The sequence below is a fragment of the Streptomyces sp. NPDC107765 genome (assembly GCF_055657085.1).
Genome location: NZ_JBVKBL010000005.1, coordinates 189303 through 214574 on the forward strand (window position 1 = coordinate 189303; position 25272 = coordinate 214574).

Below are 25272 nucleotides of genomic sequence, written 5' to 3' on the forward strand. Positions count from 1 at the left end.
ACATGCTGATCCCTCGCAGGGTCAAGCACCGCAAGCAGCACCACCCGAAGCGCAACGGCATGGCCAAGGGTGGCACCGAGCTGGCCTTCGGTGAGTACGGAATCCAGGCCGTCACCCCGGCCTACGTGACGAACCGTCAGATCGAGTCCGCTCGTATCGCGATGACCCGTCACATCAAGCGTGGCGGCAAGGTCTGGATCAACATCTACCCGGACCGCCCGCTCACGAAGAAGCCTGCCGAGACCCGCATGGGTTCCGGTAAGGGTTCCCCGGAGTGGTGGGTCGCGAACGTCAAGCCCGGTCGGGTGATGTTCGAGCTGTCCTTCCCGAACGAGAAGGTTGCTAAGGAGGCGCTGACCCGCGCCGCCCACAAGCTTCCGATGAAGTGCCGCATCGTTCGGCGCGAGGCAGGTGAATCGTGATGTCGGCCGTTACCAAGGCGTCCGAGCTGCGCGAGCTGAACAACGAGGACCTCGTTGCCAAGCTGCGTGAGGCCAAGGAAGAGCTGTTCAACCTCCGCTTCCAGGCGGCGACCGGACAGCTCGAGAACCACGGCCGGCTGAAGGCCGTCCGCAAGGACATCGCCCGGATCTACACCCTGATGCGTGAGCGCGAGCTGGGCATCGAGACGGTGGAGAGCGCCTGATGAGCGAGAAGAATGTGACTGAGACGAACGAGCGCGGTTTCCGCAAGACCCGTGAGGGTCTCGTCGTCAGCGACAAGATGGACAAGACCGTCGTCGTCGCCGTCGAGGACCGCGTCAAGCACGCGCTGTACGGCAAGGTCATCCGCCGTACCAACAAGCTCAAGGCGCACGACGAGCAGAACGCTGCCGGTGTCGGCGACCGCGTCCTCCTGATGGAGACCCGGCCGCTGTCCGCCACCAAGCGCTGGCGCATCGTCGAGATCCTCGAGAAGGCCAAGTAATCCCTCCTAGGGGGACCCCCTAGGAACAGTTCCGCCAGGCTCGGCGAGAAGCGCGAAGCACTCGCGCTTCTCGCCGGGAACCGGCAGACATTCAGGAGATAGACGTGATCCAGCAGGAGTCGCGACTGCGTGTCGCCGACAACACTGGTGCGAAGGAGATCCTTTGCATCCGTGTTCTCGGTGGTTCCGGTCGCCGCTACGCGGGCATCGGTGACGTCATCGTCGCCACCGTCAAGGATGCGATCCCCGGTGGCAACGTGAAGAAGGGTGACGTCGTCAAGGCCGTCATCGTTCGCACCGTCAAGGAGCGCCGCCGTCCGGACGGCTCGTACATCCGCTTCGACGAGAACGCGGCCGTCATCCTCAAGAACGATGGCGACCCCCGCGGCACCCGCATCTTCGGCCCCGTGGGCCGGGAACTGCGCGAGAAGAAGTTCATGAAGATCATCTCGCTCGCGCCGGAGGTGCTGTAACCGATGAAGATCAAGAAGGGCGACCTGGTCCAGGTCATCACCGGTAAGGACAAGGGCAAGCAGGGCAAGGTCATCCAGGCCTTCCCCCGCGAGGACCGCGTCCTGGTCGAGGGTGTCAACCGGGTCAAGAAGCACACCAAGGCCGGCCAGACCGCTCGTGGTTCGAAGACCGGCGGCATCGTGACGACCGAGGCCCCGATCCACGTGAGCAACGTTCAGCTCGTGGTGGAGAAGGACGGCCAGAAGGTTGTCACCCGCGTCGGATACCGCTTCGACGACGAGGGCAACAAGATCCGCGTTGCCAAGCGGACCGGTGAGGACATCTGATGACTGCCACCACCAACACGCCGCGTCTCAAGACGCGCTACCGCGAAGAGATCGCCGGGAAGCTGAAGGACGAGTTCTCGTTCGAGAACGTCATGCAGATCCCCGGTCTGACCAAGATCGTGGTCAACATGGGTGTGGGCGACGCCGCCCGCGACTCCAAGCTGATCGAGGGCGCCATCCGCGACCTCACCACGATCACCGGCCAGAAGCCGGCCGTCACCAAGGCCCGTAAGTCCATCGCGCAGTTCAAGCTGCGTGAGGGCCAGCCGATCGGTGCCCACGTCACCCTCCGCGGTGACCGCATGTGGGAGTTCCTGGACCGTCTGCTGTCGCTCGCGCTCCCGCGCATCCGCGACTTCCGTGGTCTGTCCCCGAAGCAGTTCGACGGTCGGGGCAACTACACCTTCGGTCTCACGGAGCAGGTCATGTTCCACGAGATCGACCAGGACAAGATCGACCGTACCCGGGGTATGGACATCACCGTGGTCACCACGGCGACCAACGACGATGAGGGCCGCGCTCTCCTTCGTCACCTCGGCTTCCCGTTCAAGGAGGCGTGAGCGAGATGGCGAAGAAGGCTCTGATTGCCAAGGCTGCTCGCAAGCCGAAGTTCGGTGTGCGCGCGTACACCCGCTGCCAGCGCTGCGGCCGTCCGCACTCCGTGTACCGCAAGTTCGGCCTGTGCCGCGTGTGCCTTCGTGAGATGGCTCACCGTGGCGAGCTGCCGGGCGTGACCAAGAGCTCCTGGTAATCCCCTAGTTGGGATCCCCCGGAGACTCTCGGTAAGCAGTCGGTCGGCGGGCACCCGCCCCCTTTTCCCGTAGGGTGGAGGGGTTTGGGTGTCCCGCCGCCCGAGACCGACCGCGGGCCGAGCCCGCATAACGTCGCTTACTACGCCGTAGGTCCCCGCGCCGCACCCGTCCCGACCTAGATCGGGGAGAGGGATGGCGCACATAGGAAACCCCGGCGAGAGAGGCCGAAGGCCAATTCATGACCATGACTGACCCCATCGCAGACATGCTGACCCGTCTGCGGAACGCGAACTCGGCGTACCACGACACCGTCGTGATGCCGCACAGCAAGATCAAGTCGCACATCGCGGAGATCCTCCAGCAGGAGGGTTACATCACCGGCTGGCGCGTCGAGGACGCCGAGGTAGGCAAGAACCTCGTCCTCGAGCTGAAGTTCGGCCCGAACCGCGAGCGCTCGATCGCCGGCATCAAGCGGATCTCGAAGCCGGGCCTCCGGGTCTACGCAAAGTCCACCAACCTGCCGAAGGTGCTCGGCGGCCTGGGCGTGGCGATCATCTCCACGTCGCACGGTCTCCTCACCGGCCAGCAGGCGCAGAAGAAGGGCGTGGGTGGGGAAGTCCTCGCCTACGTCTGGTAACCCGGGAACGGAGGAAGAGCTAATGTCGCGCATTGGCAAGCTGCCCATCCAGGTTCCCGCTGGCGTGGACGTCACCATCGAGGGCCGCACGGTCAACGTGAAGGGTCCCAAGGGTTCCCTTTCGCACACCGTCGCGGCTCCCATCGAGGTCGCCAAGGGTGAGGACGGCGTCATCAACGTCACCCGCCCGAACGACGAGCGTCAGAACAAGGCCCTGCACGGCCTGTCCCGCACGCTGGTGGCGAACATGATCACCGGCGTGACCCAGGGATACAGCAAGGCGCTCGAGATCAGCGGTGTCGGTTACCGCGTCCAGGCGAAGGGCTCCAACCTGGAGTTCTCCCTGGGCTACAGCCACCCGATCCTGATCGAGGCCCCCGAGGGCATCTCGTTCAAGGTCGAGTCCCCGACCAAGCTCAGCGTCGAGGGCATCGACAAGCAGAAGGTCGGCGAGGTGGCGGCGAACATCCGCAAGCTGCGCAAGCCTGACCCGTACAAGGCCAAGGGCGTCAAGTACGCCGGCGAGGTCATCCGCCGCAAGGTCGGAAAGGCTGGTAAGTAAGCCATGGCATACGGTGTGAAGATCGCTAAGGGCAACGCTTACAAGCGCGCCGCTGCCAAGCGTCGCCACATCCGCATCCGTAAGCGGATTTCGGGTACCCCGGAGCGTCCGCGTCTGGTCGTGACGCGGTCCAACCGCGGCATCACCGCTCAGGTCATCGACGACATCCAGGGCCACACCCTGGCTTCGGCGTCGACCCTGGACGCGTCCATCCGTGGTGGCGAGGGCGACAAGAGCGCCCAGGCCCAGAAGGTCGGCGCCCTGGTTGCCGAGCGTGCCAAGGCCGCCGGTGTCGAGGCCGTCGTGTTCGACCGCGGTGGCAAGCAGTACGCCGGGCGGATTGCCGCTCTGGCCGACGCCGCCCGCGAAGCCGGGCTGAAGTTCTAAGCCCCGGTTCCGGAGCTAGCGGACGTAACAGAGAGAGGTAAATCCAATGGCTGGACCCCAGCGCCGCGGCAGCGGTGCCGGTGGCGGCGAGCGGCGGGACCGGAAGGGTCGCGACGGTGGCGCTGCCGCCGAGAAGACCGCGTACGTTGAGCGCGTAGTCGCGATCAACCGCGTCGCCAAGGTTGTCAAGGGTGGTCGTCGCTTCAGCTTTACCGCGCTGGTCGTGGTGGGCGACGGTGACGGCACCGTAGGTGTCGGTTACGGCAAGGCCAAGGAAGTTCCGGCTGCCATCGCCAAGGGCGTGGAAGAGGCCAAGAAGAACTTCTTCAAGGTCCCCCGTATCCAGGGCACCATCCCGCACCCCATCCAGGGCGAGAAGGCTGCGGGCGTCGTCCTGCTCAAGCCGGCTTCCCCCGGTACCGGTGTGATCGCCGGTGGCCCGGTGCGCGCCGTTCTGGAGTGCGCGGGCATCCACGACGTCCTGAGCAAGTCGCTCGGTTCGTCGAACCCGATCAACATCGTGCACGCCACGGTGACCGCGCTTCAGGGCCTGCAGCGCCCCGAGGAGATCGCGGCCCGTCGTGGCCTGCCGCTGGAGGACGTGGCTCCCGCCGCTCTGCTGCGGGCGCGTGCAGGGGTGAGCGCGTAATGGCTCGCCTGGAGATCACGCAGACCAAGTCCTACATCGGCAGCAAGCAGAACCACCGCGACACGCTGCGTTCGCTCGGCCTGAAGCGGCTGGGTGACGTGGTTGTCAAGGAGGACCGCCCCGAGTTCCGCGGCATGGTGCACACCGTCCGCCACCTCGTGTCGGTCAAGGAGGTCGACTGACATGGCGGAGCAGAACCCGCTGAAGGTCCACAACCTCCGGCCCGCCCCGGGCGCCAAGACCGCCAAGACCCGTGTCGGTCGTGGTGAGGCGTCCAAGGGTAAGACCGCCGGTCGTGGTACCAAGGGCACCAAGGCCCGTTACCAGGTTCCGGAGCGCTTCGAGGGTGGGCAGATGCCCCTCCACATGCGCCTCCCGAAGCTGAAGGGCTTCAAGAACCCCGCCCACAAGCAGTTCCAGGTCGTGAACCTGGCCAAGCTGGCCGAGCTCTACCCGCAGGGTGGCGAGGTCACGGTGGCCGACCTGGTCGCCAAGGGCGCGGTGCGCAAGAACGAGCTCGTCAAGGTCCTGGGCCAGGGCGAGGTCTCCGTGGCGCTGCAGGTTTCGGTTGACGCCGTTTCCGGCTCCGCCAAGGAGAAGATCGCCGCCGCCGGCGGCACCGTCACCGAGCTCATCTGAGTTCGCTGGTTCAACTGACCGGGGATGCCCATCGATTGGGGCATCCCCGGTTGGTCGTTCCACGGGGGTACGGTCGCCGGTAAGGTGGCATGCACTGTTGTTTTCCGGGGCCAATGCCCCGGGCCCCCGCCGCATGGGCCGTGCCCGTGCGGTTTCCGGCCGTTACGTATTCGTCGATCCTCAAGACCGTTACCTCTCGCCCGCGGGGCGGGGGGCGCAGGAGGCACCGTGCTCACCGCGTTCGCCCGAGCGTTCAAGACGCCCGACCTGCGCAAGAAGCTGCTGTTCACGTTGGGCATCATCGTGCTCTACCGGATCGGAGCGCACGTCCCGGTCCCTGGGGTGAACTACGCGAACGTCACGACCTGTATGAAGCAGGCCGGCGGCAACAGCGGGTTGTTCGCCCTGGTGAACATGTTCAGCGGTGGTGCGCTGCTGCAGATCACGATCTTCGCGCTGGGGATCATGCCGTACATCACGGCGAGCATCATCCTCCAGCTGCTGACCGTGGTCATCCCCCGGCTGGAGGCCCTCAAGAAAGAGGGGCAGTCGGGCCAGGGGAAGATCACCCAGTACACCCGCTACCTGACCGTGGCGCTCGCGATCCTGCAGGGCACCGGCCTGGTGGCCACCGCCCGCAGCGGCGCGCTCTTCCAGAGCTGCCCGGTCGCCAGCGAGATCGTGCCCAGCGACTCGATCTTCACCACCATCACGATGGTCATCTGCATGACCGCCGGCACCTGCCTGATCATGTGGCTCGGTGAGCTCGTCACCGACCGCGGCATCGGCAACGGCATGTCCATCCTGATGTTCATCTCGATCGCCGCCGGTTTCCCGGGCGCCCTGTGGCAGATCAAGCTCACCGGCAAGCTCGCGGACGGCTGGATCGAGTTCTTCTCGGTGATCGCGGTGGGTCTGGCGATGGTCGCCCTGGTGGTCTTCGTCGAGCAGGCCCAGCGGCGCATCCCGGTGCAGTACGCGAAGCGGATGATCGGCCGCCGGTCCTATGGCGGTACGTCCACGTACATCCCGCTCAAGGTGAATCAGGCGGGTGTGATTCCCGTCATCTTCGCGTCGTCGCTGCTCTACATTCCAGCCCTGGTTGCACAGTTCAGCGGGTCGAAGGCGGCATGGGCGACCTGGATCGCCACCAACTTCACCAAGGGAAATCACCCAGTTTACATCGTTACGTACTTCCTGCTGATCGTCTTCTTCGCCTTCTTCTACGTCGCCATCAGCTTCAACCCCGAAGAAGTTGCCGACAACATGAAGAAGTATGGTGGCTTCATCCCGGGTATCCGGGCTGGTCGCCCGACGGCCGAGTACCTCAGCTACGTGCTCAATCGGATCACGTGGCCGGGCTCGCTGTACCTGGGGCTGATCGCGCTCGTACCAACAGTGGCGTTGGTGCTGTTCAACGCGAACCAGAACTTCCCGTTCGGCGGGACGAGCATCCTCATCATCGTGGGTGTGGGCCTGGAGACCGTGAAGCAGATCGAGAGCCAGCTTCAGCAGCGCAACTACGAAGGGTTCCTCCGCTGATGCGAATCGTCCTCGTCGGGCCCCCGGGGGCCGGCAAGGGTACGCAGGCTGCGTACCTTGCCAAGAACCTCGTGATCCCGCACATCTCCACGGGGGACCTGTTCCGGGCCAACATCAGCCAGGGCACCGACCTCGGCAAGCAGGCCAAGGCGTTCATGGACGCCGGTGAACTCGTTCCCGACGAGGTCACCATCGGCATGGCCCGCGACCGGATGAACCAGCCGGACGCCGCCGGCGGCTTCCTGCTGGACGGCTTCCCCCGCAACGTCTCGCAGGCCGAGGCGCTCGACGAGGCCCTCAAGGAGGACGGGGTCACGCTCGACGCGGTCCTGGACCTGGAGGTCCCCGAGGAAGAGGTGGTCAAGCGCATCGCCGGCCGCCGCATCTGCCGCAACGACTCCAGCCACGTCTTCCACGTGTCCTACAGCGCGCCGAAGCAGCAGGGCGTCTGCGACGTCTGCGGCGGCGAGCTGTACCAGCGCGACGACGACAGCGAGGAGACCGTCCGCAAGCGGCTGGAGGTCTACCACACGCAGACCGAGCCGATCATCGACTACTACAAGGCCCAGGACCTGGTCGTCACCATCCCGGCACTCGGGAAGGTCGAAGAGGTCACGGAGCGCGCGATGGCCGCGCTCCAGGGCGGCAAGTAGCCCGCAGCTCCGTACGGCCGCGGTGTCCAGCACGGGCACCGCGGCCGTACTGTTGGTCGGGTACGACGGACACAGCACGGACGGAAGGGCGTAAGCCGCGATGGTGGAGATCAAGACCCCCGAGCAGATCGCGAAGATGCGCGAGGCGGGGCTGGTGGTCGCCGCCATCCACGCCGCGACCCGGGAGGTCGCGGTGCCGGGCGCCACGACCAAGGACCTGGACGACGCGGCGCGCAAGGTGCTCGCCGAGCACGGCGCGAAGTCGAACTTCCTCGGTTACGGCGGCTTCCCCGCGACGATCTGCACCTCGGTGAACGACGTCGTGGTCCACGGCATCCCGGACACCGACACCGTGCTCGCGGACGGCGACATCATCTCCATCGACTGCGGCGCGATCGTCGACGGCTGGCACGGCGACGCCGCGTACACCGCGTTCGTCGGCTCCGGTCACTCCGCGGAGCTGATCGAGCTCAGCCGGGTCACCGAGGGCTCGATGTGGGCGGGCATCGCCGCGGTCGCCAAGGGCAACCGGCTGGTCGACATCTCGAAGGCGATCGAGGGCTACATCCGCCGCCAGCCCCGCCCGGCCGGCGGCAAGTACGGCATCGTCGAGGACTACGGCGGCCACGGCATCGGCTCGCAGATGCACATGGACCCGCACCTGCTGAACTACGTCGACCGCAAGCGCGGCCGCGGCCCCAAGCTGGTGCCCGGTTTCTGCATCGCGATCGAGCCGATGGTGAACCTCGGCACCCCCAAGACCCATGTGCTCGAGGACGACTGGACCGTGAAGTCGAACGACGGCAGCTGGTCCTCGCACTGGGAGCACTCGGTCGCGCTGACCGAGCAGGGCCCGCTGGTGCTGACCGCGCCCGACGGCGGCAAGGCCAGGCTCGCGGAGCTCGGGATCACCGCCGCGCCGGACCCGCTGGCGTAAGGATCACCCGGCATGGGCAATAATCCTGGATTCGTCTTTTCCCGGACCCTGACGTAGACTGACGCGTCGGCTCTCGTGCATCCGTATGCCTGTTAAACGGTCCGGACGCGTCGCAGGTGTTTCACCTGCGAATGACAGCCGCCAAAAGGTAGCCGATTCGAAGGGCGAAGCGTGGCCAAGAAGCAAGGTGCCATCGAAATCGAGGGCACCGTGATCGAGTCCCTCCCGAACGCGATGTTCAAGGTGGAGCTTCAGAACGGTCACAAGGTCCTCGCGCACATCAGCGGCAAGATGCGGATGCACTACATCCGTATCCTTCCGGATGACCGGGTCGTCGTGGAGCTCTCTCCCTACGACCTGACGCGTGGGCGGATCGTCTACCGCTACAAGTAGATCTTGTCGGCACCCCGCTCCCGTGGGGTGACGGCACTGACCCGGAGAACCTCACATCCCATGAAGGTCAAGCCGAGCGTCAAGAAGATCTGCGACAAGTGCAAGGTGATCCGCCGCCACGGCCGGGTCATGGTCATCTGCGACAACCTGCGCCACAAGCAGCGCCAGGGCTGACGCACGCCGACCACCTGCATTTCGCAGTTCGCGCGACGCAAGCACCACACGTTCATACGCAGTCACCCGACCCCCCGCACCAGCGGCGTGGGGACGACACCCCCGGCTCGGAGGCCGGGGACCCGGCTCGTAATTCTGCAGAGTCTTACGGGAACGGTGCTGCGGAAGACCTCCGAATAGCCATCAGGAGCCACATCAATGGCACGCCTCGCAGGCGTTGATCTCCCGCGCGAAAAGCGTGTGGAGGTCGCCCTCACCTACGTCTTCGGTATCGGGCGGACGCTCTCGCAGCAGACCCTCGCCGCCACCGGCGTGAACCCGAACACCCGGGTCCGCGACCTGGCCGAGGAAGACCTCGTCAAGATCCGCGAGTACGTCGACAACAACCTCAAGACCGAGGGTGACCTCCGTCGCGAGATCCAGGCCGACATCCGCCGCAAGGTCGAGATCGGCTGCTACCAGGGTCTGCGTCACCGTCGCGGTCTGCCGGTGCACGGTCAGCGCACCAGCACGAACGCCCGTACCCGCAAGGGTCCGCGTCGCGCGATCGCCGGCAAGAAGAAGCCGGGCAAGAAGTAGTCCTCAGCAGGACGCTCACCAGCGGTCTTCGCTGTAGGACCGACCACCTCCACGGGAGAAATTCATGCCTCCGAAGGGCCGTACGGCCGGCGCCAAGAAGGTGCGCCGCAAGGAGAAGAAGAACGTCGCCCACGGGCACGCTCACATCAAGAGCACGTTCAACAACACGATCGTCTCGATCACCGACCCGACCGGGAACGTGATCTCTTGGGCCTCTGCCGGCCATGTCGGCTTCAAGGGCTCGCGCAAGTCCACCCCCTTCGCCGCGCAGATGGCCGCCGAGTCGGCCGCCCGCCGCGCGCAGGAGCACGGCATGCGCAAGGTCGACGTCTTCGTCAAGGGTCCCGGCTCCGGCCGCGAGACCGCGATCCGCTCGCTCCAGGCCACCGGCCTGGAGGTCGGCTCGATCCAGGACGTCACCCCCACCCCGCACAACGGATGCCGCCCGCCCAAGCGCCGCCGCGTCTGACCATCTGAAGTAGGAGACAACTAGACAATGGCGCGTTACACCGGGGCCGACTGCAAGCGTTGCCGTCGGGAGAAGCAGAAGCTCTTCCTCAAGGGGAGCAAGTGCGAGAGCGCGAAGTGCCCGATCGAGATCCGTCCTTACCCCCCGGGTGAGCACGGTCGCGGGCGCACCAAGGACAGCGAGTACCTGCTCCAGCTTCGCGAGAAGCAGAAGTGCAGCCGCATCTACGGTGTCCTTGAGAAGCAGTTCGTGAACTACTACAAGGAAGCGAACCAGAAGACCGGCAAGACCGGTGAGAACCTTCTGCGCATCCTTGAGACCCGCCTCGACAACGTGGTCTACCGGGCCGGCTTCGCCAAGTCCCGCGACCACGCCCGTCAGCTGGTCCGTCACGGACACATCAACGTGAACGGCCGCAAGACCGACATCCCGTCGGCTCGCGTGTCGGTCAACGACATCATCGAGGTCCGCGAGGGCTCTCGGAACCTGACCCCCTTCGAGGTGGCCAAGGCCGAGGCCGGCGAGAAGACCGTTCCGGCGTGGCTGGAGTCGATCCCCTCGCAGCTGCGGATCCTCGTGCACAGCCTGCCCGAGCGCCAGGTGATCGACACCCAGGTGCAGGAGCAGCTGATCGTCGAGCTCTACTCGAAGTAAGGCTCGTCGGCCCCCGTCACGTCGGGGGCCGGTGGGTGTGGGCGGTACGGAGCTTCGGCGTCGTACCGCCCGTACCCTTGTCAGTACAGCGGGCGTCAAATAGCGGGCGCCCACGACTGAAGGACCGAAAAACATGCTGATCGCTCAGCGTCCCTCCCTGACCGAAGAGGTCGTGGACGAATACCGTTCCCGGTTCGTGATCGAGCCGCTGGAGCCGGGCTTCGGCTACACCCTCGGCAACTCCCTGCGTCGTACGCTCCTCTCCTCGATCCCGGGTGCGGCGGTCACGTCCATCCGCATCGACGGCGTTCTGCACGAGTTCACCACCGTGCCGGGCGTCAAGGAGGACGTCACCGACCTCATCCTCAACATCAAGCAGCTGGTCGTCTCCTCCGAGCACGACGAGCCGGTCGTGATGTACCTGCGCAAGCAGGGCCCGGGCCTCGTGACCGCCGCGGACATCGCGCCGCCGGCCGGTGTCGAGGTGCACAACCCCGACCTGGTCCTCGCCACGCTCAACGGCAAGGGCAAGCTGGAGATGGAGCTGACCGTCGAGCGCGGTCGCGGCTACGTCTCCGCCGTGCAGAACAAGCAGGTGGGCCAGGAGATCGGCCGCATCCCGGTCGACTCCATCTACTCGCCGGTGCTCAAGGTCACGTACAAGGTCGAGGCGACCCGTGTCGAGCAGCGCACCGACTTCGACAAGCTGATCGTCGACGTCGAGACCAAGCAGGCGATGCGTCCGCGCGACGCCATGGCCTCCGCCGGCAAGACCCTGGTCGAGCTGTTCGGTCTCGCCCGCGAGCTGAACATCGACGCCGAGGGCATCGACATGGGCCCGTCCCCCACGGACGCCGCCCTGGCCGCCGACCTGGCGCTGCCGATCGAGGAGCTGGAGCTCACCGTCCGCTCCTACAACTGCCTCAAGCGCGAGGGCATCCACTCCGTGGGTGAGCTCGTCGCCCGCTCCGAGGCGGACCTGCTGGACATCCGCAACTTCGGTGCGAAGTCCATCGACGAGGTCAAGGCGAAGCTGGCCGGCATGGGCCTGGCCCTCAAGGACAGCCCGCCCGGATTCGACCCGACCGCCGCGGCGGACGCCTTCGGCGCCGACGACGACGCGGACGCCGGGTTCGTGGAGACCGAGCAGTACTGAGTTCGACCGGCAGGGGTCCGGGAGGGATTCCCGGGCCCTTGCCGTGTGCGTCTTCCGCGGGGCGGCCGCCTCGTGGGAACTGACACCGGTACCTGATACGGCCGGTGCAGCAATGAAGGAGATACACCATGCCGAAGCCCACCAAGGGTGCCCGTCTGGGCGGCAGCGCTGCGCACGAGCGCCTGATGCTGCGCAACCTGGCGACCAGCCTCTTCGAGCACGGCCGCATCACGACGACCGAGGCCAAGGCCCGTCGTCTGCGTCCGTACGCGGAGCGTCTGGTGACCAAGGCGAAGAAGGGCGACCTTCACAACCGCCGTCAGGTCATGCAGCTGATCTCGGACAAGAGCGTCGTGCACACGCTCTTCACGGAGATCGCGCCGCGGTTCGCGGAGCGTCCGGGTGGCTACACCCGTATCACCAAGATCGGCAACCGTCGTGGCGACAACGCCCCGATGGCCGTCATCGAGCTGGTCGAGGGCGAGATCGCCAAGAAGGCGACCGTCGCCGAGGCCGAGGCCGCGGCCAAGCGCGCGGTGAAGGAAGCCGATGAGGCTGCGGCGACCGAGGCTCCGGCCGAGGCGCCCGCCGAGGAGTCCAAGGACGCCTGAGGTTGACCTCGCGTGAAGCGGGTCCGTCCGAGAGGGCGGGCCCGCTTTCGCGTTTTTCCCAGGGCTCTGCCCTGTTTTCCAAGGGATCTGCCCTGAGAGGATCTCCCCGTGAGTGACGAAGTACGGCCCGGACACGTCCGGATCCGCCTGGACCTGTCGTACGACGGCTCCGCCTTCCACGGCTGGGCCAAGCAGGCCGGCGGCCGGCGCACCGTGCAGGCCGAGATCGAGGACGCCCTGCGCACCGTGACGCGGTCGGGGGACACGACGTACGAGCTGACGGTGGCCGGGCGGACGGACGCCGGGGTGCACGCGCGGGGCCAAGTGGCGCACGTCGACCTGCCCGGGGAGCTGTGGGCGGAGCACCGCGAGAAGCTGCTGAAGCGGCTCGCCGGGCGGCTTCCCAAGGACGTGCGGATCTGGCGCCTCACCGAGGCCCCCGAGGGCTTCAACGCGCGCTTCTCGGCGATCTGGCGGCGCTACGCCTACCGCGTCACCGACGACCCCGGCGGTGTCGACCCGCTGCTGCGCGGGCACGTCCTGTGGCACGACTGGCCGCTCGACGTGGACGCCATGAACGAGGCGGCCCGGCGGCTGCTGGGGGAGCACGACTTCGCGGCGTACTGCAAGAAGCGCGAGGGCGCGACGACCATCCGTACGCTCCAGGAGCTGAGCCTGGTGCGCGGCGGCGACGGGATCATCACCGCCACGGTGCGGGCCGACGCCTTCTGCCACAACATGGTGCGCTCGCTGATCGGGGCGCTGCTGTTCGTGGGGGACGGGCACCGGCCGGCCGACTGGCCCGGGAAAGTGCTCGCGGCCGGCATACGCGACTCGGCCGTGCACGTGGTCCGGCCGCACGGGCTGACGCTCGAAGAGGTCGGGTATCCGGCGGACGGGCTGCTGGCGGCCCGCAACAAGGAGGCCCGGAACAAGCGGGCGCTGCCGGCGGGCGGCTGCTGCTGAGCCGCCCGCCGGGGAGCCGGCCGGTCAGGAGGACCGGCCGGCCTTCTTCTGGGCTTCCTTCAGCTGGCGTTCGGCGGCCTTGGCGGCCTGGTCCTTGCCGCGCTGGGTGATCTGGGTGAACGCGTAGGAGCCGCCGTCCCGGGCGATCTGCCGGGCCTTGGTCTCCGAGGTGACGACGTCCTTGCCGTTGAGGTAGCCGGCGATCGTGAAGTAGGCGTAGCGGCCGGTGGCGTTGGTGGCCATCCGGCACTTGTGGCCCTGGCAGAAGTCCGAGGGGACGCCGCCGCCGGGCAGCGGCATGAGGTTGGTCCGGTTCTCGTTCATGACCTTGGCGGCCTTGGCGGGCGAGTCGAAGACCGCGATGCCGATGGTGACCGCCACTCCGCCCTTGGCGTAGGTGGCGCGCAGCAGCTGCCTGCAGCCGTTGTGGGACAGCGAGGAGACCAGCGCGCCCTGGGCGGCGGCGGTGCAGTCCTTGGTCGAGGCGGTGCTGGTGCGCGGGTAGCTGTGCTCGCCGATGACCATGGTCTTCTGCGGGAAGAGCGTGGCCGGGGTGAGCGGCGCGGTGTCCTTCTTGGGGTCGGAGATGTAGTCCTGCGGGTTCGGCGGCGGCGGTACGGAGACGTCCGGGAAGGACGGCTTGTCGTCCGGGGCCACGGCCTGGCCGGACGAGGTGGGCGCGGCCGTCGGATTGCCGCCGGGGGAGTCGCCGCCGGCCATCACCGCGGCGGCGACGATGCCGGCCACCGCGACGGTCGCCAGTGCTCCGCCGCCGATCCACATCCACCGCTTGCGGCGGGACCGCGCCTCGCTTTCCTCCGCGAGCGCGTCCCAGTCCGGCGTGGACGAGAAAGATCCCCCGGGGCCGTCGAACGGCCCGCCTTGCCCAAAACTCATGGCGCGCATCCTAATGCGGTTGGTGGAACGCTTATAGGCCGGTCACAATCCGCTCATGGGACATCTGGAAGCCGGGCACCTGGAGTACTACCTGCCGGACGGGAGGGTCCTGCTGGGGGACGTGTCCTTCCGGGTGGCGGAGGGCGCGACGGTCGCGCTGGTGGGGGCCAACGGCGCGGGCAAGACGACGCTGCTGCGGCTGCTCGCCGGTGAGCTGGCGCCGCACGGCGGATCGGTGACGGTCAGCGGCGGGCTGGGCGTGATGCCGCAGTTCGTCGGCTCGGTGCGGGACGACCGGACGGTACGGGACCTGCTGGTGTCGGTGGCCCAGCCGCGGATCCGGGAGGCGGCCGCGGCGGTGGACGCCGCGGAGCTGGCGCTCATGGCCGAGGACGACGAGGCCGCGCAGATGGCGTACGCGCAGGCGCTGAGCGATTGGGCCGAGGCCCGGGGCTACGAGGCCGAGACGGTCTGGGACATGTGCACCACGGCCGCGCTCGGCGTCCCGTACGAGAAGGCGCAGTGGCGACAGGCGCGCACGCTCAGCGGGGGCGAGCAGAAGCGGCTGGTGCTGGAGTCGCTGCTGCGCGGCACGGACGAGGTGCTGCTGCTGGACGAGCCGGACAACTATCTCGACGTGCCGGGCAAGCGCTGGCTGGAGGAGCAGCTGCGGGGGACCCGTAAGACGGTGCTGTTCGTCTCGCACGACCGGGAGCTGCTGGCCCGCGCCGCGGAGAAGATCGTCAGCGTCGAGCCGGGCCCGGCGGGCTCGGACGTCTGGGTGCACGGCGGCGGCTTCGACACCTACCACGAGGCGCGCCGGGAGCGTTTCGCCCGCTTCGAGGAGCTGCGGCGGCGCTGGGACGAGAAGCACGCCCAGCTCAAGAAGCTGGTGGTCACGTTGCGGCAGGCGGCCGCGGTGAGCCATGAGATGGCCTCGCGCTATGCGGCGGCGCAGACCAGGCTGCGGAAGTTCGAGGAGGCCGGGCCGCCGCCGGAGCCGCCGCGGGAGCAGGACATCACGATGCGGCTGCGCGGCGGCCGCACCGGCGTCCGGGCGGTGACCTGCGAGAACCTGGAGCTGACCGGCCTGATGAAGCCGTTCTCGCTGGAGATCTTCTACGGCGAGCGGGTCGCGGTGCTGGGCTCCAACGGCTCCGGCAAGTCGCACTTCCTGCGCCTGCTGGCCGGGGACGCCGACGACCCGGTGGCGCACACCGGCAGCTGGAAACTGGGCGCCCGGGTCGTCCCCGGCCACTTCGCCCAGACCCATGCCCACCCCGAGCTGGTGGGCCGCCCCCTGCTCGACATCCTGTGGACCGAACACGCCAAGGACAAGGGCCAGGCGATGTCCGCGCTGCGCCGCTACGAACTGGAGAAGCAGGCCGAGCAGCCCTTCGACCGCCTCTCCGGCGGCCAGCAGGCCCGCTTCCAGATCCTCCTCCTGGAGCTCTCCGGGTCCACGGCCCTGCTCCTGGACGAGCCGACCGACAACCTGGACCTGGAGTCGGCGGAGGCTCTGCAGGAGGGGCTGGAGGCGTATGAGGGGACGGTGGTGGCGGTGACGCACGACCGGTGGTTCGCGCGGTCCTTCGACCGGTTCCTGGTGTTCGGGGCGGACGGGGTGGTCCGGGAGACGGCGGAGCCGGTGTGGGACGAGCGGCGGGTGGCGCGGGAGCGGTAGCCGGCAGGCCCGGGGAGCGGACGGGGAGGGGCCGCGGGAGGCGGTTCGGGGGGCGTTTTGACCCCGCCGGGGACGGCCCGGTATTCTGCTGGTTCGTTATGCGTATTGGCTTGCTCTATCTCACGTGAGGGGCCCTTACGCCGGTCCACCGGACCGATCACCAGCGGCAGACGATCGGGTTGCGTCACCCGTAGTGCCGCCCTGCTGCGTGATCGATCGTGGTGACCAGTACAGGACCCACCCCCGAGTCCTCACGGCCCGGGGGTCCCATCACTGAAGAAGCGAAGGCTACGACCGTGCGTACGTTCAGCCCCAAGCCCGGCGATGTCCAGCGCCAGTGGCACATCATTGACGCGCAGGACGTTGTCCTGGGCCGTCTGGCCAGCCAGGCCGCGTCCCTCCTGCGGGGTAAGCACAAGCCGGTGTATGCACCGCACGTTGACACCGGTGACTTCGTCATCATCATCAACGCCGACAAGGTGCACCTGTCCGGCAACAAGAAGACCCAGAAGCTGGCCTACCGTCACTCCGGTTTCCCGGGTGGTCTGCGCTCCGTCCGTTACGACGAGCTGCTCGCCAAGAACCCCGAGAAGGCCGTCGAGAAGGCCATCAAGGGCATGCTCCCCAAGAACACCCTCGGCCGTCAGATGCTCTCGAAGCTGAAGGTCTACGCGGGTGCCGAGCACCCGCACGCTGCGCAGCAGCCGGTGCCGTTCGAGATCACCCAGGTCGCGCAGTAAGTCCGGCCACCCCCTAAGACGACAGAGAATTCTTAAGGAGCATCGTGGCTGAGACCACCCCCGAGACCCCGCTGGACGAGGTCGAGGAGTACACCACCGAGACCGAGGTCGTGGAGTCGGAGTACACCTCCGAGTCCCTCGCGTCCCGCTTCGGCGACCCGCAGCCGGCCGCCGGCCTGGGCCGTCGCAAGAACGCCATCGCCCGCGTCCGGATCGTTCCGGGCTCCGGCCAGTGGAAGATCAACGGCCGCACCCTTGAGGGCTACTTCCCGAACAAGGTGCACCAGCAGGAAGTCAACGAGCCCTTCAAGGTGCTCGAGCTCGACAACCGCTACGACGTCATCGCCCGCATCTCCGGCGGCGGCATCTCCGGCCAGGCCGGTGCGCTGCGCCTGGGCGTGGCCCGTGCGCTGAACGAGGCGGACATCGAGAACAACCGCCCCGCGCTGAAGAAGGCCGGGTTCCTCAAGCGTGACGACCGTGCGGTCGAGCGCAAGAAGGCCGGTCTGAAGAAGGCCCGCAAGGCGCCGCAGTACAGCAAGCGCTAATCACGCGCTGCATCATGCAGCTCGTGGCGTACGCCCCGGTGGCACTTCCCGTGCTGCCGGGGCGTTCGGCTATCCGGGACCGGGCGGCGTAGATCACCGTCCAGGGGCGTATACCTGGACGTGACGCTCTGGTCCAAGCTCAGAAACTCGGAGGACACCAGTGGGACGACTCTTCGGCACGGACGGTGTGCGCGGCGTCGCCAATGCGGACCTGACGGCGGAGCTGGCGCTCGGTCTCTCGGTCGCTGCGGCGCATGTGCTTGCGGAGGCAGGCACATTCGAGGGTCACCGCCCGGTGGCCGTGGTCGGGCGGGATCCGCGGGCGTCGGGGGAGTTCCTGGAGGCGGCGGTGGTGGCCGGGCTGGCCAGCGCCGGGGTGGACGTGCTGCGGGTGGGCGTGCTGCCGACCCCGGCGGTGGCGTACCTGACCGGCTCGCTGGGCGCGGACCTGGGCGTGATGCTCTCCGCCAGCCACAACCCGATGCCCGACAACGGCATCAAGTTCTTCGCCCGCGGCGGCCACAAGCTCGCCGACGAGCTGGAGGACCGGATCGAGGAGACCTACCGCGCGCACAGCTCCGGCGAGCCGTGGGAGCGGCCGACCGGCGGCGGCGTGGGCCGGGTCACCGTCTACGACGAGGGCTTCGACAACTACGTCGCGCACCTGGTCGGCGTCCTGCCGAACCGCCTGGACGGGCTGAAGGTCGTCATCGACGGTGCGCACGGCGCGGCGGCGCGGGTCTCGCCCGAGGCGTTCGCCCGGGCCGGCGCCGAGGTCATCACGCTCGGCACCGACCCCGACGGCCTGAACATCAACGACGGCTGCGGCTCCACCCACCTCGCGCAGCTGCGCGCGGCCGTCGTCGAGCACGGCGCCGACCTCGGCGTCGCCCACGACGGGGACGCGGACCGCTGCCTGGCCGTGGACCGCGAGGGCAACGAGGTCGACGGGGACCAGATCCTGGCCGTGCTGGCGCTCGGCATGCGGGAGGCCGGGGCGCTGCGGAAGAACACCGTGGTCGCCACCGTCATGTCCAACCTGGGCTTCAAGCTGGCCATGGAGCGCGAGGGCATCGCCCTCGTGCAGACCGCGGTCGGCGACCGGTACGTCCTGGAGGAGATGAAGGCGCACGGCTTCGCGCTGGGCGGCGAGCAGTCCGGGCACGTCATCGTGCTGGACCACGCCACCACCGGCGACGGCACGCTGACCGGGCTGATGCTGGCCGCCCGGGTCGCGGCGACCGGCCGTCCGCTCGGGGACCTGGCGGGCGTCATGGAGCGGCTGCCGCAGGTCCTGGTCAACGTTCCCGATGTCGACAGGTCGCGGGTGGCCACCTCGCCCGAGCTGACCCAGGCGGTCGCCGAGGCGGAGCGGGAGCTCGGCGGCACCGGGCGGGTGCTGCTGCGGCCGTCCGGCACCGAGCCGCTGGTCCGGGTGATGGTGGAGGCCGCGGACGAGGAGCAGGCGCGGGCGGTGGCCGGCCGGCTCGCGGACGTCGTCAAGTCCGCGCTGGGCTGAGGCTTTTCGGGGCGCGCCCGGAAGCTGCCGGGTCCCGGCGGCCTCCGGGCGCGCCCGCTACAGCTTGCGCAGGGAGAGCCGCTGCACCTTGTGGTCCGGTCCCTTGCGCAGCACCAGGCTGGCGCGGCCGCGGGTGGGGGCCACGTTCTGCTGCAGATTGGGCTTGTTGATGGTGCGCCACATCATGCGGGCGTAGTCGAGGGCCTCCTCCTCGGAGACCTGGGTGTACTTGCGGAAGTACGAGAACGGGTTCTGGAAGGCGGTCTCGCGCAGTTTGCGGAACCGGCCGAGGTACCACTGCTCGATGTCCTCGGTGCGGGCGTCGACGTACACGGAGAAGTCGAAGAAGTCGGCCAGACCGAGGCGGGTGCGTCCGTCCTTGCCGGGCAGCGCCGGCTGCAGGACGTTGAGCCCCTCGACGATGAGGATGTCCGGGCGGTGCACGGTGAGCCGCTCGCCGGGCACGATGTCGTAGATCAGGTGCGAATAGACCGGCGCGGAGACCTCCGCCCTGCCGGACTTCACGTCCGCGACGAAACGGGTCAGCGCGCGGCGGTCGTAGGACTCCGGGAAGCCCTTGCGGGACATCAGGCCGCGCCGGTGCAGCTCGGCGTTGGGGAACAGGAACCCGTCGGTGGTGACCAGCTCGACGCGCGGGTGCTCCGGCCAGCGGGCGAGCAGCGCCTGCAGCAGCCGGGCGGTGGTCGACTTGCCGACCGCGACGCTGCCGGCGACCCCTATGACGAACGGGGTGCCGGGCTGCGAGCCGTGGCCGTCGCCGGCGTCGCCCAGGAAGGTGTTCAGCGCACCGCGCAGATTGCTGGTCGCGCCGACGTAGAGGTTCAGCAGCCGGGACAGCGGGAGGTAGACGTCGCGGACCTCGTCGAGGTCGATGACGTCGCCCAGGCCGCGCAGCCGCTCCACCTCTTCGGCGGTCAGCGGCAGCGGGGTCTTCTCCCTGAGGGCGCTCCACTGGGCGCGCGTCAGATCGACGTAGGGGGAGCTGTCGGCGCGGCGGCGCGCGGGCGGATCGGTCGTCAGGGGCACGCGCCCATTGTGCGCAGCCGTCACACGCCGTTCATGCCGGGGTGTCATACGCCACCCCGGCCCGGAGTGTGGCCTTCGCCACCTGCACCTCTGTACCGGACGGATTCGGCCCGGTACGGTCGGCGCGGGGGCGGCCCGCAATCCGGGCCGCGAAGAAGACACAGGGGGTGGCTGTGCGCACGCGCAGGCCAGCACTGCCGGGACTGCGGTACCGGCGCAGGAAGAACGGACCGGACGGCACGGCGACGGACCTCTTCGTCGCCCGGGTGCACGCCGAACTCGCCGAGGAACTCCCCGACGAGGACCTGGGCGAGGACCTCGCCGACTTCCTGGAACGGTACGAGCCGGCCGGCGGACCCGGAGCCGACGCGGAGGCCGACGAGGAGTTCCTGGAGACGGTGCGGGAGGCGCACCACCGGATAGCACGCGGGTATTGAGGGGCCGCGTCGTAGGCTGCCCCCATGTGCGGAATCGTGGGTTATGTGGGCGGCCAGAGCGCCCTGGACGTCGTCCTGGCCGGGTTGAAGCGGCTGGAGTACCGCGGCTACGACTCGGCGGGCGTCGCCGTGCTGGCCGACGGCGGGCTGGCCGCTGCCAAGAAGGCCGGCAAACTCGCCAACCTGGAGAAGGAGCTGGCGGACCGTCCGCTGCCGGCCGGCTCCACCGCCATCGGGCACACCCGGTGGGCCACCCACGGCGGGCCCACCGACGAGAACGCCCACCCGCACCTGGACAACGCCGGGCGGGTCTCGGTGGTGCACAACGGCATCATCGAGAACTTCGCCGCGCTGCGCACCGAACTCGCCGAGCGCGGCCACACCTTGGCGTCCGAGACCGACACCGAGGTCGTGGCCCATCTGCTCGCCGAGTGCTATTCCTCGTGCGGTGAGCTGGCCGAGGCGATGCGGCAGGTGTGCCGGCGGCTGGAGGGCGCGTTCACGCTGGTCGCGGTGCACGCCGACGAGCCCGACGTGGTCGTCGGCGCGCGCCGCAACTCCCCGCTGGTGGTGGGCGTCGGCGACGGCGAGGCGTTCCTGGCCTCGGACGTCGCGGCGTTCATCGCGCACACCCGCGAGGCGATCGAGCTGGGCCAGGACCAGGTCGTCGAGGCCCGCCGGGACGGGGTGACGGTCACCGACTTCGACGGTGCGCCCGCGGACGTCCGCGCGTACCACGTCGACTGGGACGCCTCGGCCGCCGAGAAGGGCGGCTACGACTACTTCATGCTCAAGGAGATCGCCGAGCAGCCCAAGGCCGTCGCGGACACCCTGCTGGGCCGGATCGACGGCTCGGGGGTGCTGTCCCTGGACGAGGTGCGGATCCCGTCGGAGGTGCTGCGCGAGGTCGACAAGGTCGTCATCGTGGCGTGCGGGACGGCGTACCACGCCGGCATGATCGCCAAGTACGCCATCGAGCACTGGACCCGCATCCCCTGCGAGACCGAGCTGGCCAGCGAGTTCCGCTACCGCGACCCGATCCTGGACCGGCGCACGCTGGTGATCGCGATCAGCCAGTCCGGCGAGACCATGGACACCCTGATGGCCCTCCGGCACGCCCGCGAACAGGGCGCGAAGGTGCTCGCCATCTGCAACACCAACGGCTCGACGATCCCCCGCGAGTCGGACGCGGTGCTCTACACGCACGCCGGCCCCGAGGTCGCGGTGGCGTCCACGAAGGCGTTCCTGACCCAGCTGGTCGCCTGCTACCTGGTCGCGCTGTACGTCGCGCAGGTACGGGGCACGAAGTGGGGCGACGAGATCCGGGCGGTGGTGCGCGAACTGGCCGCCATCGGCACCCAGGTCGACCAGGTGCTCGGCACGATGGAGCCGGTGCGGGAGCTGGCCCGCAGCCTCGCTGACAAGAACACCGTGCTGTTCCTCGGCCGGCACGTCGGCTACCCGGTGGCGCTGGAGGGCGCGCTCAAACTCAAGGAGCTGGCGTACATGCACGCCGAGGGGTTCGCCGCCGGTGAGCTCAAGCACGGCCCGATCGCGCTGATCGAGGACGATCTGCCGGTCGTCGTCGTGGTCCCGTCGCCGCGCGGCCGGTCCGTGCTGCACGACAAGATCGTCTCCAACATCCAGGAGATCCGGGCCCGCGGCGCCCGCACGATCGTGATCGCCGAGGAGGGCGACGAGGCCGTGGTGCCCTACGCCGACCACCTCGTACGCATCCCGCACACACCGGTGCTGCTGCAGCCGCTGGTCTCCACCGTCCCGCTGCAGGTCTTCGCCTGCGAACTGGCCACCGCCCGCGGCAACGAGGTCGACCAGCCGCGCAACCTCGCCAAGTCGGTGACGGTGGAGTGATCATCGGGGTGGGGATCGATGTCGCCGAGATCGACCGGTTCGCCGCGGCGCTGGACCGCACGCCCGAGCTGGCCGGCCGGCTGTTCGTCGCGTCGGAACTGCTGCTGCCGAGCGGGGAGCGGCGCGGCACGGCGTCGCTCGCGGCCCGGTTCGCCGCCAAGGAGGCGGTGGCCAAGGCGCTCGGCGCGCCGGCCGGGCTGCACTGGACCGACGCCGAGGTGTACGTCGAGGACAGCGGGCGGCCCCGGCTGCGGGTGCGCGGCACGGTCGAGGCGTGCGCGGCCCGGCTGGGCGTACGGTCGTGGCACCTCTCGCTGAGCCATGACGCGGGGGTGGCTTCGGCCGTGGTGATCGCCGAGGGGTGACACTGGGGGCATGAGGACTGCCTACAGCGTGTCGACCGTGCGGGCCGCCGAGCGGGACCTGATGTCCCGTCTGCCGGAAGGGGCCCTGATGCAGCGGGCGGCGGCCGGACTGGCCGCCGCCTGCCGGGAGTTGCTGGGCCGGGTCTACGGCAGCCGGGTCGTGCTGCTGGTGGGCAGCGGGGACAACGGCGGGGACGCGCTGTACGCCGGGGCCCGGCTGGCCCGGCGCGGGGCCGGCGTGGTGGCCGTCCTGCTCTCGCCGGAACGGGCCCACCAAGGCGGCCTCGGCGCACTGAGGGCGGCCGGCGGCCGGGTGTCGGACGACGCGCTGCGGGACATCGCCCGGTGCGATCTGGTCGTGGACGGGATCGTGGGCATCGGCGGCCGCGGCGGTCTGCGCCCGGACGCCGCCGAACTCGCCCGCGCGGCCTGGGAGTCGGCGCCCGTCGTGGCCGTCGACCTGCCCAGCGGGGTGGACGCGGACAGCGGCGAGGTGCGGGGCGAGGCGGTACGGGCCGATGCGACGGTGACGTTCGGGGCGTACAAGCCGGGCCTGCTGATCGATCCGGCCCGGGAGCGGGCGGGGGCGCTGCGGCTGGTGGACATCGGCCTGACGCTGCCGGGGGAGGCCGAGTTCGAGGCGCTGCAGCACGCGGACGTGGCGGAACTGCTGCCGCGGCCGGCGGCGGAGAGCGACAAGTACCGGCGGGGCGTGGTCGGTGTGGTCGCCGGGTCGGCGCGCTATCCGGGGGCGGCGGTGCTGGCGGTGGCCGGTGCGCTGCGCGGCGGCGCCGGGGCGGTCCGGTACGTCGGGCCGGCCGCGGACGCGGTGCTGGCCCGCTTCCCCGAGACGTTGGTGCACGCCGGGCCGCCGCACAAGGCCGGCCGGGTGCAGTCCTGGGTGATCGGCCCCGGCATCGGCGACGAGTCGGACGCCCTGGAGGACGTGCTGGCCTCCGACGTACCGGTCCTGGTGGACGCCGACGGGCTGCGCTTCCTGACGCCGGAACGGGTCCGGGCGCGCACCGCCGAGACGCTGCTGACGCCGCACGCGGGGGAGGCGGCGGCGCTGCTGGGCCGCGGCCGCGACGAGGTCGAGGCGGAACGGCTGGCGGCCGTACGGGAGCTGGCGGCGCGCTATGCCGCGACGGTGCTGCTGAAGGGCTCGACGACGCTGGTCGCGCGGGAGAGCGGCCCGGTGCGGGTGAACCCCACGGGCACCGGCTGGCTGGCCACGGCCGGCAGCGGTGACGTCCTGTCGGGCGTCACCGGCTCGCTCCTCGCCGCCGGCCTGCCCGCCCACGACGCGGCATCCGTCGGCGCGTACCTCCACGGCCTGGCGGCCCGCCGGGCAGCCGGCCCCGAGGGCGCCCCCATCCTCGCCACGGAGGTGGCGGACCATCTGGGGGCGGCGTGGCGGGACGTGACGGGCTGACAGCCCGGGAACATCCGTCAGCCCGGGAATACCCGTCTCCCGCGCAGCGTTGTGGCCCAGCAGGGGGCGCTCGTGACCCTTACGGGATCTGTTCGACCACCCCCTAGGGTCCCCGCCGCCCGCCCCCTGGGGTCCTCAGCCGCCCGCCCCCTGGGCCCCAAGCCGCCCGCCCCCGCCCTGCGTTACGCCCGCCACCCGCCACCCGCCACCCGTTCCCGGCGGCCCCCGCGCCCGGCGCCTTCCGCCGCCCGCCTCCCCGCCCGTTACGCCGTTGCGCCGTTACGCCCCGCGGGGGAATGCCGCGGGCAGCAGGGCGAACCTCGTGGCCGGGCGGGCGGGAGGGGGGTTCGGTCACGGCATGCGTGAGGGCATGAAACGCACGCTTGTGGCGCTGCTGGCCGGCGCCTCGCTGTTCCCGCTCGCCGGGCCGCCCGCGGTGGCCGTCGCCCCGTCAGCCGCCCGGCCCGCGGCCCCTGCCCGGTATGCGCCCTCCGCCGGATACGCACCCGGGCACACGGCCCTCACCCGCCCCGCGGCCGCCGACCTCGTCCCCGGGATCCCGCGCGGTCCCCGGCGCCCGGCGCCCGGGGGGCGGCTGCACATCGAGTACGTCCCCCGGTCCGAGGCGGGGCACGCCGCCCGGACGGCGCGCTGCACCCGCTCCACCGGGCCGTTCCAGCGGCAGGCCGAGCGCTATCTGCGGCGGAAGCCGGACGGGCGGCAGAGCGCGGGGGACTGCCGGGCGATCCGGCGGTTCCAGCAGGCACACCGGATCGCCCCGGCGACCGGTTACGCGGGGCCGGTCACCGGCGCCGTGGTGCGGCTGATGCGGGCCAGGAAGGACCCCAACCGGGCCGGCCACTGCCCGGTCCGCGCGGAGCGGACCGCGTGCGTCGACCTGGACCGGCAGCTGATGTGGGTGCAGCAGGCCGGACGGGTGATCTTCGATCCGGTGCCGATCCGGTCCGGTCAGCCGACGATGGAGACCCGTACCGGGACGTACCGGATCTATCTGCGGCGCAAGAACCACATTTCGAACCTGTACCACACGCCGATGCCGTTCGCGCAGTTCTTCGACCGCGGGGAGGCGTTCCACGGCGTCGAGGACGACATCTACGAGGGACCCGGCTCGCACGGGTGCATCAATCTGACCTGGTCGGACGCGCGCAACCTGTGGTACGTGCTCAAGAAGCACGACCTCGTGTACGTCTGGGGGCGGAAGCCCAGCGGGTGAGCACGGT

General features: G+C 69.4%; 35 protein-coding genes. 33 read left to right on the forward strand and 2 right to left on the reverse strand.

What is annotated here, in order from left to right; genetic code table 11:
- The first annotated feature begins 2 nt into the window (after window positions 1-2).
- The 24 genes from rplP (at window position 3) to truA (ending at window position 13487) form a co-directional block, all read left to right on the forward strand.
- The gene (gene rplP / locus ACZ7MX_RS14805; RefSeq protein WP_004571829.1) at window positions 3-422 is read left to right on the forward strand and encodes a 50S ribosomal protein L16; all 420 of its coding nucleotides are present in this window, start codon (window positions 3-5) and stop codon (window positions 420-422) included.
- Window positions 422-646: a 50S ribosomal protein L29 gene (gene rpmC, locus ACZ7MX_RS14810; protein WP_046927445.1), complete on the forward strand. Its 225-nt coding sequence runs from the start codon at window positions 422-424 to the stop codon at window positions 644-646. The genes rplP and rpmC overlap by 1 nt, the downstream gene beginning before the upstream one ends.
- A complete protein-coding gene (gene rpsQ, locus ACZ7MX_RS14815) occupies window positions 646-927 on the forward strand; it encodes a 30S ribosomal protein S17 (protein ID WP_006604882.1) in 282 nt (93 codons plus the stop codon). Before rpmC ends, rpsQ begins: the two co-directional genes overlap by 1 nt.
- Before the next feature lie 104 nt (window positions 928-1031).
- Window positions 1032-1400 (forward strand): 50S ribosomal protein L14, encoded by a 369-nt coding sequence (gene rplN / locus ACZ7MX_RS14820; RefSeq protein WP_003998823.1) that lies wholly within the window; start codon window positions 1032-1034, stop codon window positions 1398-1400.
- A 3-nt stretch (window positions 1401-1403) separates the two neighbouring features.
- Window positions 1404-1727, forward strand: coding sequence for a 50S ribosomal protein L24 (gene rplX / locus ACZ7MX_RS14825; protein ID WP_030413017.1), 324 nt, complete (start codon window positions 1404-1406; stop codon window positions 1725-1727).
- A complete protein-coding gene (gene rplE / locus ACZ7MX_RS14830) occupies window positions 1727-2287 on the forward strand; it encodes a 50S ribosomal protein L5 (RefSeq protein WP_472132053.1) in 561 nt (186 codons plus the stop codon). The genes rplX and rplE overlap by 1 nt, the downstream gene beginning before the upstream one ends.
- 5 nt (window positions 2288-2292) lie before the next feature.
- Entirely contained in the window at window positions 2293-2478 is a 186-nt protein-coding gene (locus ACZ7MX_RS14835) for a type Z 30S ribosomal protein S14 (RefSeq protein WP_003956452.1), read from the forward strand.
- A 239-nt stretch (window positions 2479-2717) separates the two neighbouring features.
- Complete coding sequence (gene rpsH / locus ACZ7MX_RS14840) at window positions 2718-3116, forward strand: 30S ribosomal protein S8 (protein WP_030413019.1); 399 nt, start codon at window positions 2718-2720, stop codon at window positions 3114-3116.
- 22 nt (window positions 3117-3138) lie between these two features.
- Entirely contained in the window at window positions 3139-3678 is a 540-nt protein-coding gene (gene rplF, locus ACZ7MX_RS14845) for a 50S ribosomal protein L6 (RefSeq protein WP_201803195.1), read from the forward strand.
- Between the two features lie 3 nt (window positions 3679-3681).
- Window positions 3682-4065, forward strand: coding sequence for a 50S ribosomal protein L18 (gene rplR / locus ACZ7MX_RS14850; RefSeq protein WP_030413021.1), 384 nt, complete (start codon window positions 3682-3684; stop codon window positions 4063-4065).
- 46 nt (window positions 4066-4111) lie between these two features.
- Window positions 4112-4714, forward strand: a complete 603-nt coding sequence (rpsE, locus tag ACZ7MX_RS14855) for a 30S ribosomal protein S5 (protein ID WP_030413022.1) — start codon at window positions 4112-4114, stop codon at window positions 4712-4714.
- Window positions 4714-4896 (forward strand): 50S ribosomal protein L30, encoded by a 183-nt coding sequence (gene rpmD / locus ACZ7MX_RS14860; protein ID WP_030413023.1) that lies wholly within the window; start codon window positions 4714-4716, stop codon window positions 4894-4896. The genes rpsE and rpmD overlap by 1 nt, the downstream gene beginning before the upstream one ends.
- Window position 4897: 1 nt before the next feature.
- Window positions 4898-5353 (forward strand): 50S ribosomal protein L15, encoded by a 456-nt coding sequence (gene rplO / locus ACZ7MX_RS14865; protein ID WP_030413024.1) that lies wholly within the window; start codon window positions 4898-4900, stop codon window positions 5351-5353.
- Between the two features lie 228 nt (window positions 5354-5581).
- Complete coding sequence (gene secY, locus ACZ7MX_RS14870; protein WP_472132057.1) at window positions 5582-6895, forward strand: preprotein translocase subunit SecY; 1314 nt, start codon at window positions 5582-5584, stop codon at window positions 6893-6895.
- On the forward strand, window positions 6895-7548 hold the full coding sequence (locus tag ACZ7MX_RS14875; protein ID WP_472132059.1) for an adenylate kinase: 654 nt from the start codon (window positions 6895-6897) through the stop codon (window positions 7546-7548). Before secY ends, ACZ7MX_RS14875 begins: the two co-directional genes overlap by 1 nt.
- Window positions 7549-7648: 100 nt before the next feature.
- Window positions 7649-8485 (forward strand): type I methionyl aminopeptidase, encoded by an 837-nt coding sequence (gene map / locus ACZ7MX_RS14880; RefSeq protein WP_351529156.1) that lies wholly within the window; start codon window positions 7649-7651, stop codon window positions 8483-8485.
- A gap of 171 nt (window positions 8486-8656) precedes the next feature.
- Window positions 8657-8878: a translation initiation factor IF-1 gene (infA, locus tag ACZ7MX_RS14885; protein WP_003956442.1), complete on the forward strand. Its 222-nt coding sequence runs from the start codon at window positions 8657-8659 to the stop codon at window positions 8876-8878.
- 60 nt (window positions 8879-8938) lie between these two features.
- Entirely contained in the window at window positions 8939-9052 is a 114-nt protein-coding gene (gene rpmJ / locus ACZ7MX_RS14890; protein WP_003956441.1) for a 50S ribosomal protein L36, read from the forward strand.
- 198 nt (window positions 9053-9250) lie between these two features.
- A complete protein-coding gene (gene rpsM, locus ACZ7MX_RS14895; protein ID WP_018090888.1) occupies window positions 9251-9631 on the forward strand; it encodes a 30S ribosomal protein S13 in 381 nt (126 codons plus the stop codon).
- A 64-nt stretch (window positions 9632-9695) separates the two neighbouring features.
- On the forward strand, window positions 9696-10100 hold the full coding sequence (gene rpsK / locus ACZ7MX_RS14900; RefSeq protein ID WP_004571845.1) for a 30S ribosomal protein S11: 405 nt from the start codon (window positions 9696-9698) through the stop codon (window positions 10098-10100).
- 27 nt (window positions 10101-10127) lie between these two features.
- Window positions 10128-10754, forward strand: coding sequence for a 30S ribosomal protein S4 (gene rpsD / locus ACZ7MX_RS14905; protein WP_472132062.1), 627 nt, complete (start codon window positions 10128-10130; stop codon window positions 10752-10754).
- A 133-nt stretch (window positions 10755-10887) separates the two neighbouring features.
- Window positions 10888-11910 carry a DNA-directed RNA polymerase subunit alpha gene (locus ACZ7MX_RS14910; protein WP_003956430.1) on the forward strand — a complete coding sequence of 341 codons (1023 nt, stop codon included), beginning with the start codon at window positions 10888-10890 and terminating at the stop codon, window positions 11908-11910.
- 128 nt (window positions 11911-12038) lie between these two features.
- Window positions 12039-12521: a 50S ribosomal protein L17 gene (gene rplQ / locus ACZ7MX_RS14915; protein WP_472132064.1), complete on the forward strand. Its 483-nt coding sequence runs from the start codon at window positions 12039-12041 to the stop codon at window positions 12519-12521.
- 108 nt (window positions 12522-12629) lie between these two features.
- On the forward strand, window positions 12630-13487 hold the full coding sequence (gene truA / locus ACZ7MX_RS14920; RefSeq protein ID WP_472132066.1) for a tRNA pseudouridine(38-40) synthase TruA: 858 nt from the start codon (window positions 12630-12632) through the stop codon (window positions 13485-13487).
- A gap of 24 nt (window positions 13488-13511) precedes the next feature.
- Here truA and ACZ7MX_RS14925 read toward each other — a convergent pair whose 3' ends face one another.
- The gene (locus tag ACZ7MX_RS14925; protein ID WP_472132068.1) at window positions 13512-14384 is read right to left on the reverse strand and encodes a hypothetical protein; all 873 of its coding nucleotides are present in this window, start codon (window positions 14382-14384) and stop codon (window positions 13512-13514) included.
- Between the two features lie 55 nt (window positions 14385-14439).
- Between ACZ7MX_RS14925 and ACZ7MX_RS14930 the strand changes: the two genes are divergently transcribed.
- The 4 genes from ACZ7MX_RS14930 to glmM all read left to right on the forward strand — a co-directional run bounded on the left by ACZ7MX_RS14930 (window position 14440) and on the right by glmM (window position 18875).
- A complete protein-coding gene (locus ACZ7MX_RS14930) occupies window positions 14440-16068 on the forward strand; it encodes an ABC-F family ATP-binding cassette domain-containing protein (protein ID WP_472132070.1) in 1629 nt (542 codons plus the stop codon).
- 296 nt (window positions 16069-16364) lie between these two features.
- Complete coding sequence (gene rplM, locus ACZ7MX_RS14935) at window positions 16365-16808, forward strand: 50S ribosomal protein L13 (protein ID WP_385860588.1); 444 nt, start codon at window positions 16365-16367, stop codon at window positions 16806-16808.
- Between the two features lie 44 nt (window positions 16809-16852).
- Window positions 16853-17356 carry a 30S ribosomal protein S9 gene (gene rpsI / locus ACZ7MX_RS14940; protein WP_265362232.1) on the forward strand — a complete coding sequence of 168 codons (504 nt, stop codon included), beginning with the start codon at window positions 16853-16855 and terminating at the stop codon, window positions 17354-17356.
- A 160-nt stretch (window positions 17357-17516) separates the two neighbouring features.
- Window positions 17517-18875: a phosphoglucosamine mutase gene (glmM, locus tag ACZ7MX_RS14945; RefSeq protein ID WP_472132072.1), complete on the forward strand. Its 1359-nt coding sequence runs from the start codon at window positions 17517-17519 to the stop codon at window positions 18873-18875.
- 57 nt (window positions 18876-18932) lie between these two features.
- Here the strand turns inward: glmM and coaA are convergent, their stop codons facing one another.
- Window positions 18933-19922 (reverse strand): type I pantothenate kinase, encoded by a 990-nt coding sequence (gene coaA / locus ACZ7MX_RS14950; RefSeq protein ID WP_472132074.1) that lies wholly within the window; start codon window positions 19920-19922, stop codon window positions 18933-18935.
- A gap of 167 nt (window positions 19923-20089) precedes the next feature.
- On the opposite strand from coaA, the gene ACZ7MX_RS14955 reads away from it, so the two are divergent.
- From ACZ7MX_RS14955 to ACZ7MX_RS14975, 5 genes are all read left to right on the forward strand, one after another.
- Entirely contained in the window at window positions 20090-20359 is a 270-nt protein-coding gene (locus ACZ7MX_RS14955; RefSeq protein ID WP_472132076.1) for a hypothetical protein, read from the forward strand.
- A gap of 24 nt (window positions 20360-20383) precedes the next feature.
- Entirely contained in the window at window positions 20384-22231 is a 1848-nt protein-coding gene (glmS, locus tag ACZ7MX_RS14960; protein WP_472132078.1) for a glutamine--fructose-6-phosphate transaminase (isomerizing), read from the forward strand.
- Window positions 22228-22596, forward strand: a complete 369-nt coding sequence (locus tag ACZ7MX_RS14965) for a holo-ACP synthase (protein ID WP_472132079.1) — start codon at window positions 22228-22230, stop codon at window positions 22594-22596. Before glmS ends, ACZ7MX_RS14965 begins: the two co-directional genes overlap by 4 nt.
- Window positions 22597-22606: 10 nt before the next feature.
- Window positions 22607-24031 (forward strand): NAD(P)H-hydrate dehydratase, encoded by a 1425-nt coding sequence (locus ACZ7MX_RS14970; protein WP_472132080.1) that lies wholly within the window; start codon window positions 22607-22609, stop codon window positions 24029-24031.
- Between the two features lie 370 nt (window positions 24032-24401).
- The gene (locus tag ACZ7MX_RS14975; protein WP_472132082.1) at window positions 24402-25265 is read left to right on the forward strand and encodes a L,D-transpeptidase family protein; all 864 of its coding nucleotides are present in this window, start codon (window positions 24402-24404) and stop codon (window positions 25263-25265) included.
- Window positions 25266-25272 lie beyond the last annotated feature (7 nt).

Excerpts from the sequence above, each read along its gene's own strand:
- rpmJ (WP_003956441.1), top strand. The coding sequence starts at position 8,939 with ATGAAGGTCAAGCCGAGCGTCAAGAAGATCTGCGACAAGTGCAAGGTG.
- rplP (WP_004571829.1), top strand. The coding sequence starts at position 3 with ATGCTGATCCCTCGCAGGGTCAAGCACCGCAAGCAGCACCACCCGAAG.
- rplX (WP_030413017.1), top strand. The coding sequence starts at position 1,404 with ATGAAGATCAAGAAGGGCGACCTGGTCCAGGTCATCACCGGTAAGGAC.
- rpsH (WP_030413019.1), top strand. The coding sequence starts at position 2,718 with ATGACCATGACTGACCCCATCGCAGACATGCTGACCCGTCTGCGGAAC.
- rpmD (WP_030413023.1), top strand. The coding sequence starts at position 4,714 with ATGGCTCGCCTGGAGATCACGCAGACCAAGTCCTACATCGGCAGCAAG.
- ACZ7MX_RS14875 (WP_472132059.1), top strand. The coding sequence starts at position 6,895 with ATGCGAATCGTCCTCGTCGGGCCCCCGGGGGCCGGCAAGGGTACGCAG.
- ACZ7MX_RS14925 (WP_472132068.1), bottom strand. The coding sequence starts at position 14,384 with ATGAGTTTTGGGCAAGGCGGGCCGTTCGACGGCCCCGGGGGATCTTTC.
- ACZ7MX_RS14975 (WP_472132082.1), top strand. The coding sequence starts at position 24,402 with ATGAAACGCACGCTTGTGGCGCTGCTGGCCGGCGCCTCGCTGTTCCCG.
- rpsD (WP_472132062.1), top strand. The coding sequence starts at position 10,128 with ATGGCGCGTTACACCGGGGCCGACTGCAAGCGTTGCCGTCGGGAGAAG.
- ACZ7MX_RS14930 (WP_472132070.1), top strand. The coding sequence starts at position 14,440 with ATGGGACATCTGGAAGCCGGGCACCTGGAGTACTACCTGCCGGACGGG.
- glmS (WP_472132078.1), top strand. The coding sequence starts at position 20,384 with ATGTGCGGAATCGTGGGTTATGTGGGCGGCCAGAGCGCCCTGGACGTC.
- ACZ7MX_RS14835 (WP_003956452.1), top strand. The coding sequence starts at position 2,293 with ATGGCGAAGAAGGCTCTGATTGCCAAGGCTGCTCGCAAGCCGAAGTTC.
- rpmC (WP_046927445.1), top strand. The coding sequence starts at position 422 with ATGTCGGCCGTTACCAAGGCGTCCGAGCTGCGCGAGCTGAACAACGAG.
- rplR (WP_030413021.1), top strand. The coding sequence starts at position 3,682 with ATGGCATACGGTGTGAAGATCGCTAAGGGCAACGCTTACAAGCGCGCC.
- rplO (WP_030413024.1), top strand. The coding sequence starts at position 4,898 with ATGGCGGAGCAGAACCCGCTGAAGGTCCACAACCTCCGGCCCGCCCCG.
- rpsQ (WP_006604882.1), top strand. The coding sequence starts at position 646 with ATGAGCGAGAAGAATGTGACTGAGACGAACGAGCGCGGTTTCCGCAAG.
- rplE (WP_472132053.1), top strand. The coding sequence starts at position 1,727 with ATGACTGCCACCACCAACACGCCGCGTCTCAAGACGCGCTACCGCGAA.
- rpsK (WP_004571845.1), top strand. The coding sequence starts at position 9,696 with ATGCCTCCGAAGGGCCGTACGGCCGGCGCCAAGAAGGTGCGCCGCAAG.
- rplQ (WP_472132064.1), top strand. The coding sequence starts at position 12,039 with ATGCCGAAGCCCACCAAGGGTGCCCGTCTGGGCGGCAGCGCTGCGCAC.
- rplF (WP_201803195.1), top strand. The coding sequence starts at position 3,139 with ATGTCGCGCATTGGCAAGCTGCCCATCCAGGTTCCCGCTGGCGTGGAC.
- ACZ7MX_RS14910 (WP_003956430.1), top strand. The coding sequence starts at position 10,888 with ATGCTGATCGCTCAGCGTCCCTCCCTGACCGAAGAGGTCGTGGACGAA.
- map (WP_351529156.1), top strand. The coding sequence starts at position 7,649 with ATGGTGGAGATCAAGACCCCCGAGCAGATCGCGAAGATGCGCGAGGCG.
- rpsM (WP_018090888.1), top strand. The coding sequence starts at position 9,251 with ATGGCACGCCTCGCAGGCGTTGATCTCCCGCGCGAAAAGCGTGTGGAG.
- ACZ7MX_RS14970 (WP_472132080.1), top strand. The coding sequence starts at position 22,607 with ATGAGGACTGCCTACAGCGTGTCGACCGTGCGGGCCGCCGAGCGGGAC.
- rpsE (WP_030413022.1), top strand. The coding sequence starts at position 4,112 with ATGGCTGGACCCCAGCGCCGCGGCAGCGGTGCCGGTGGCGGCGAGCGG.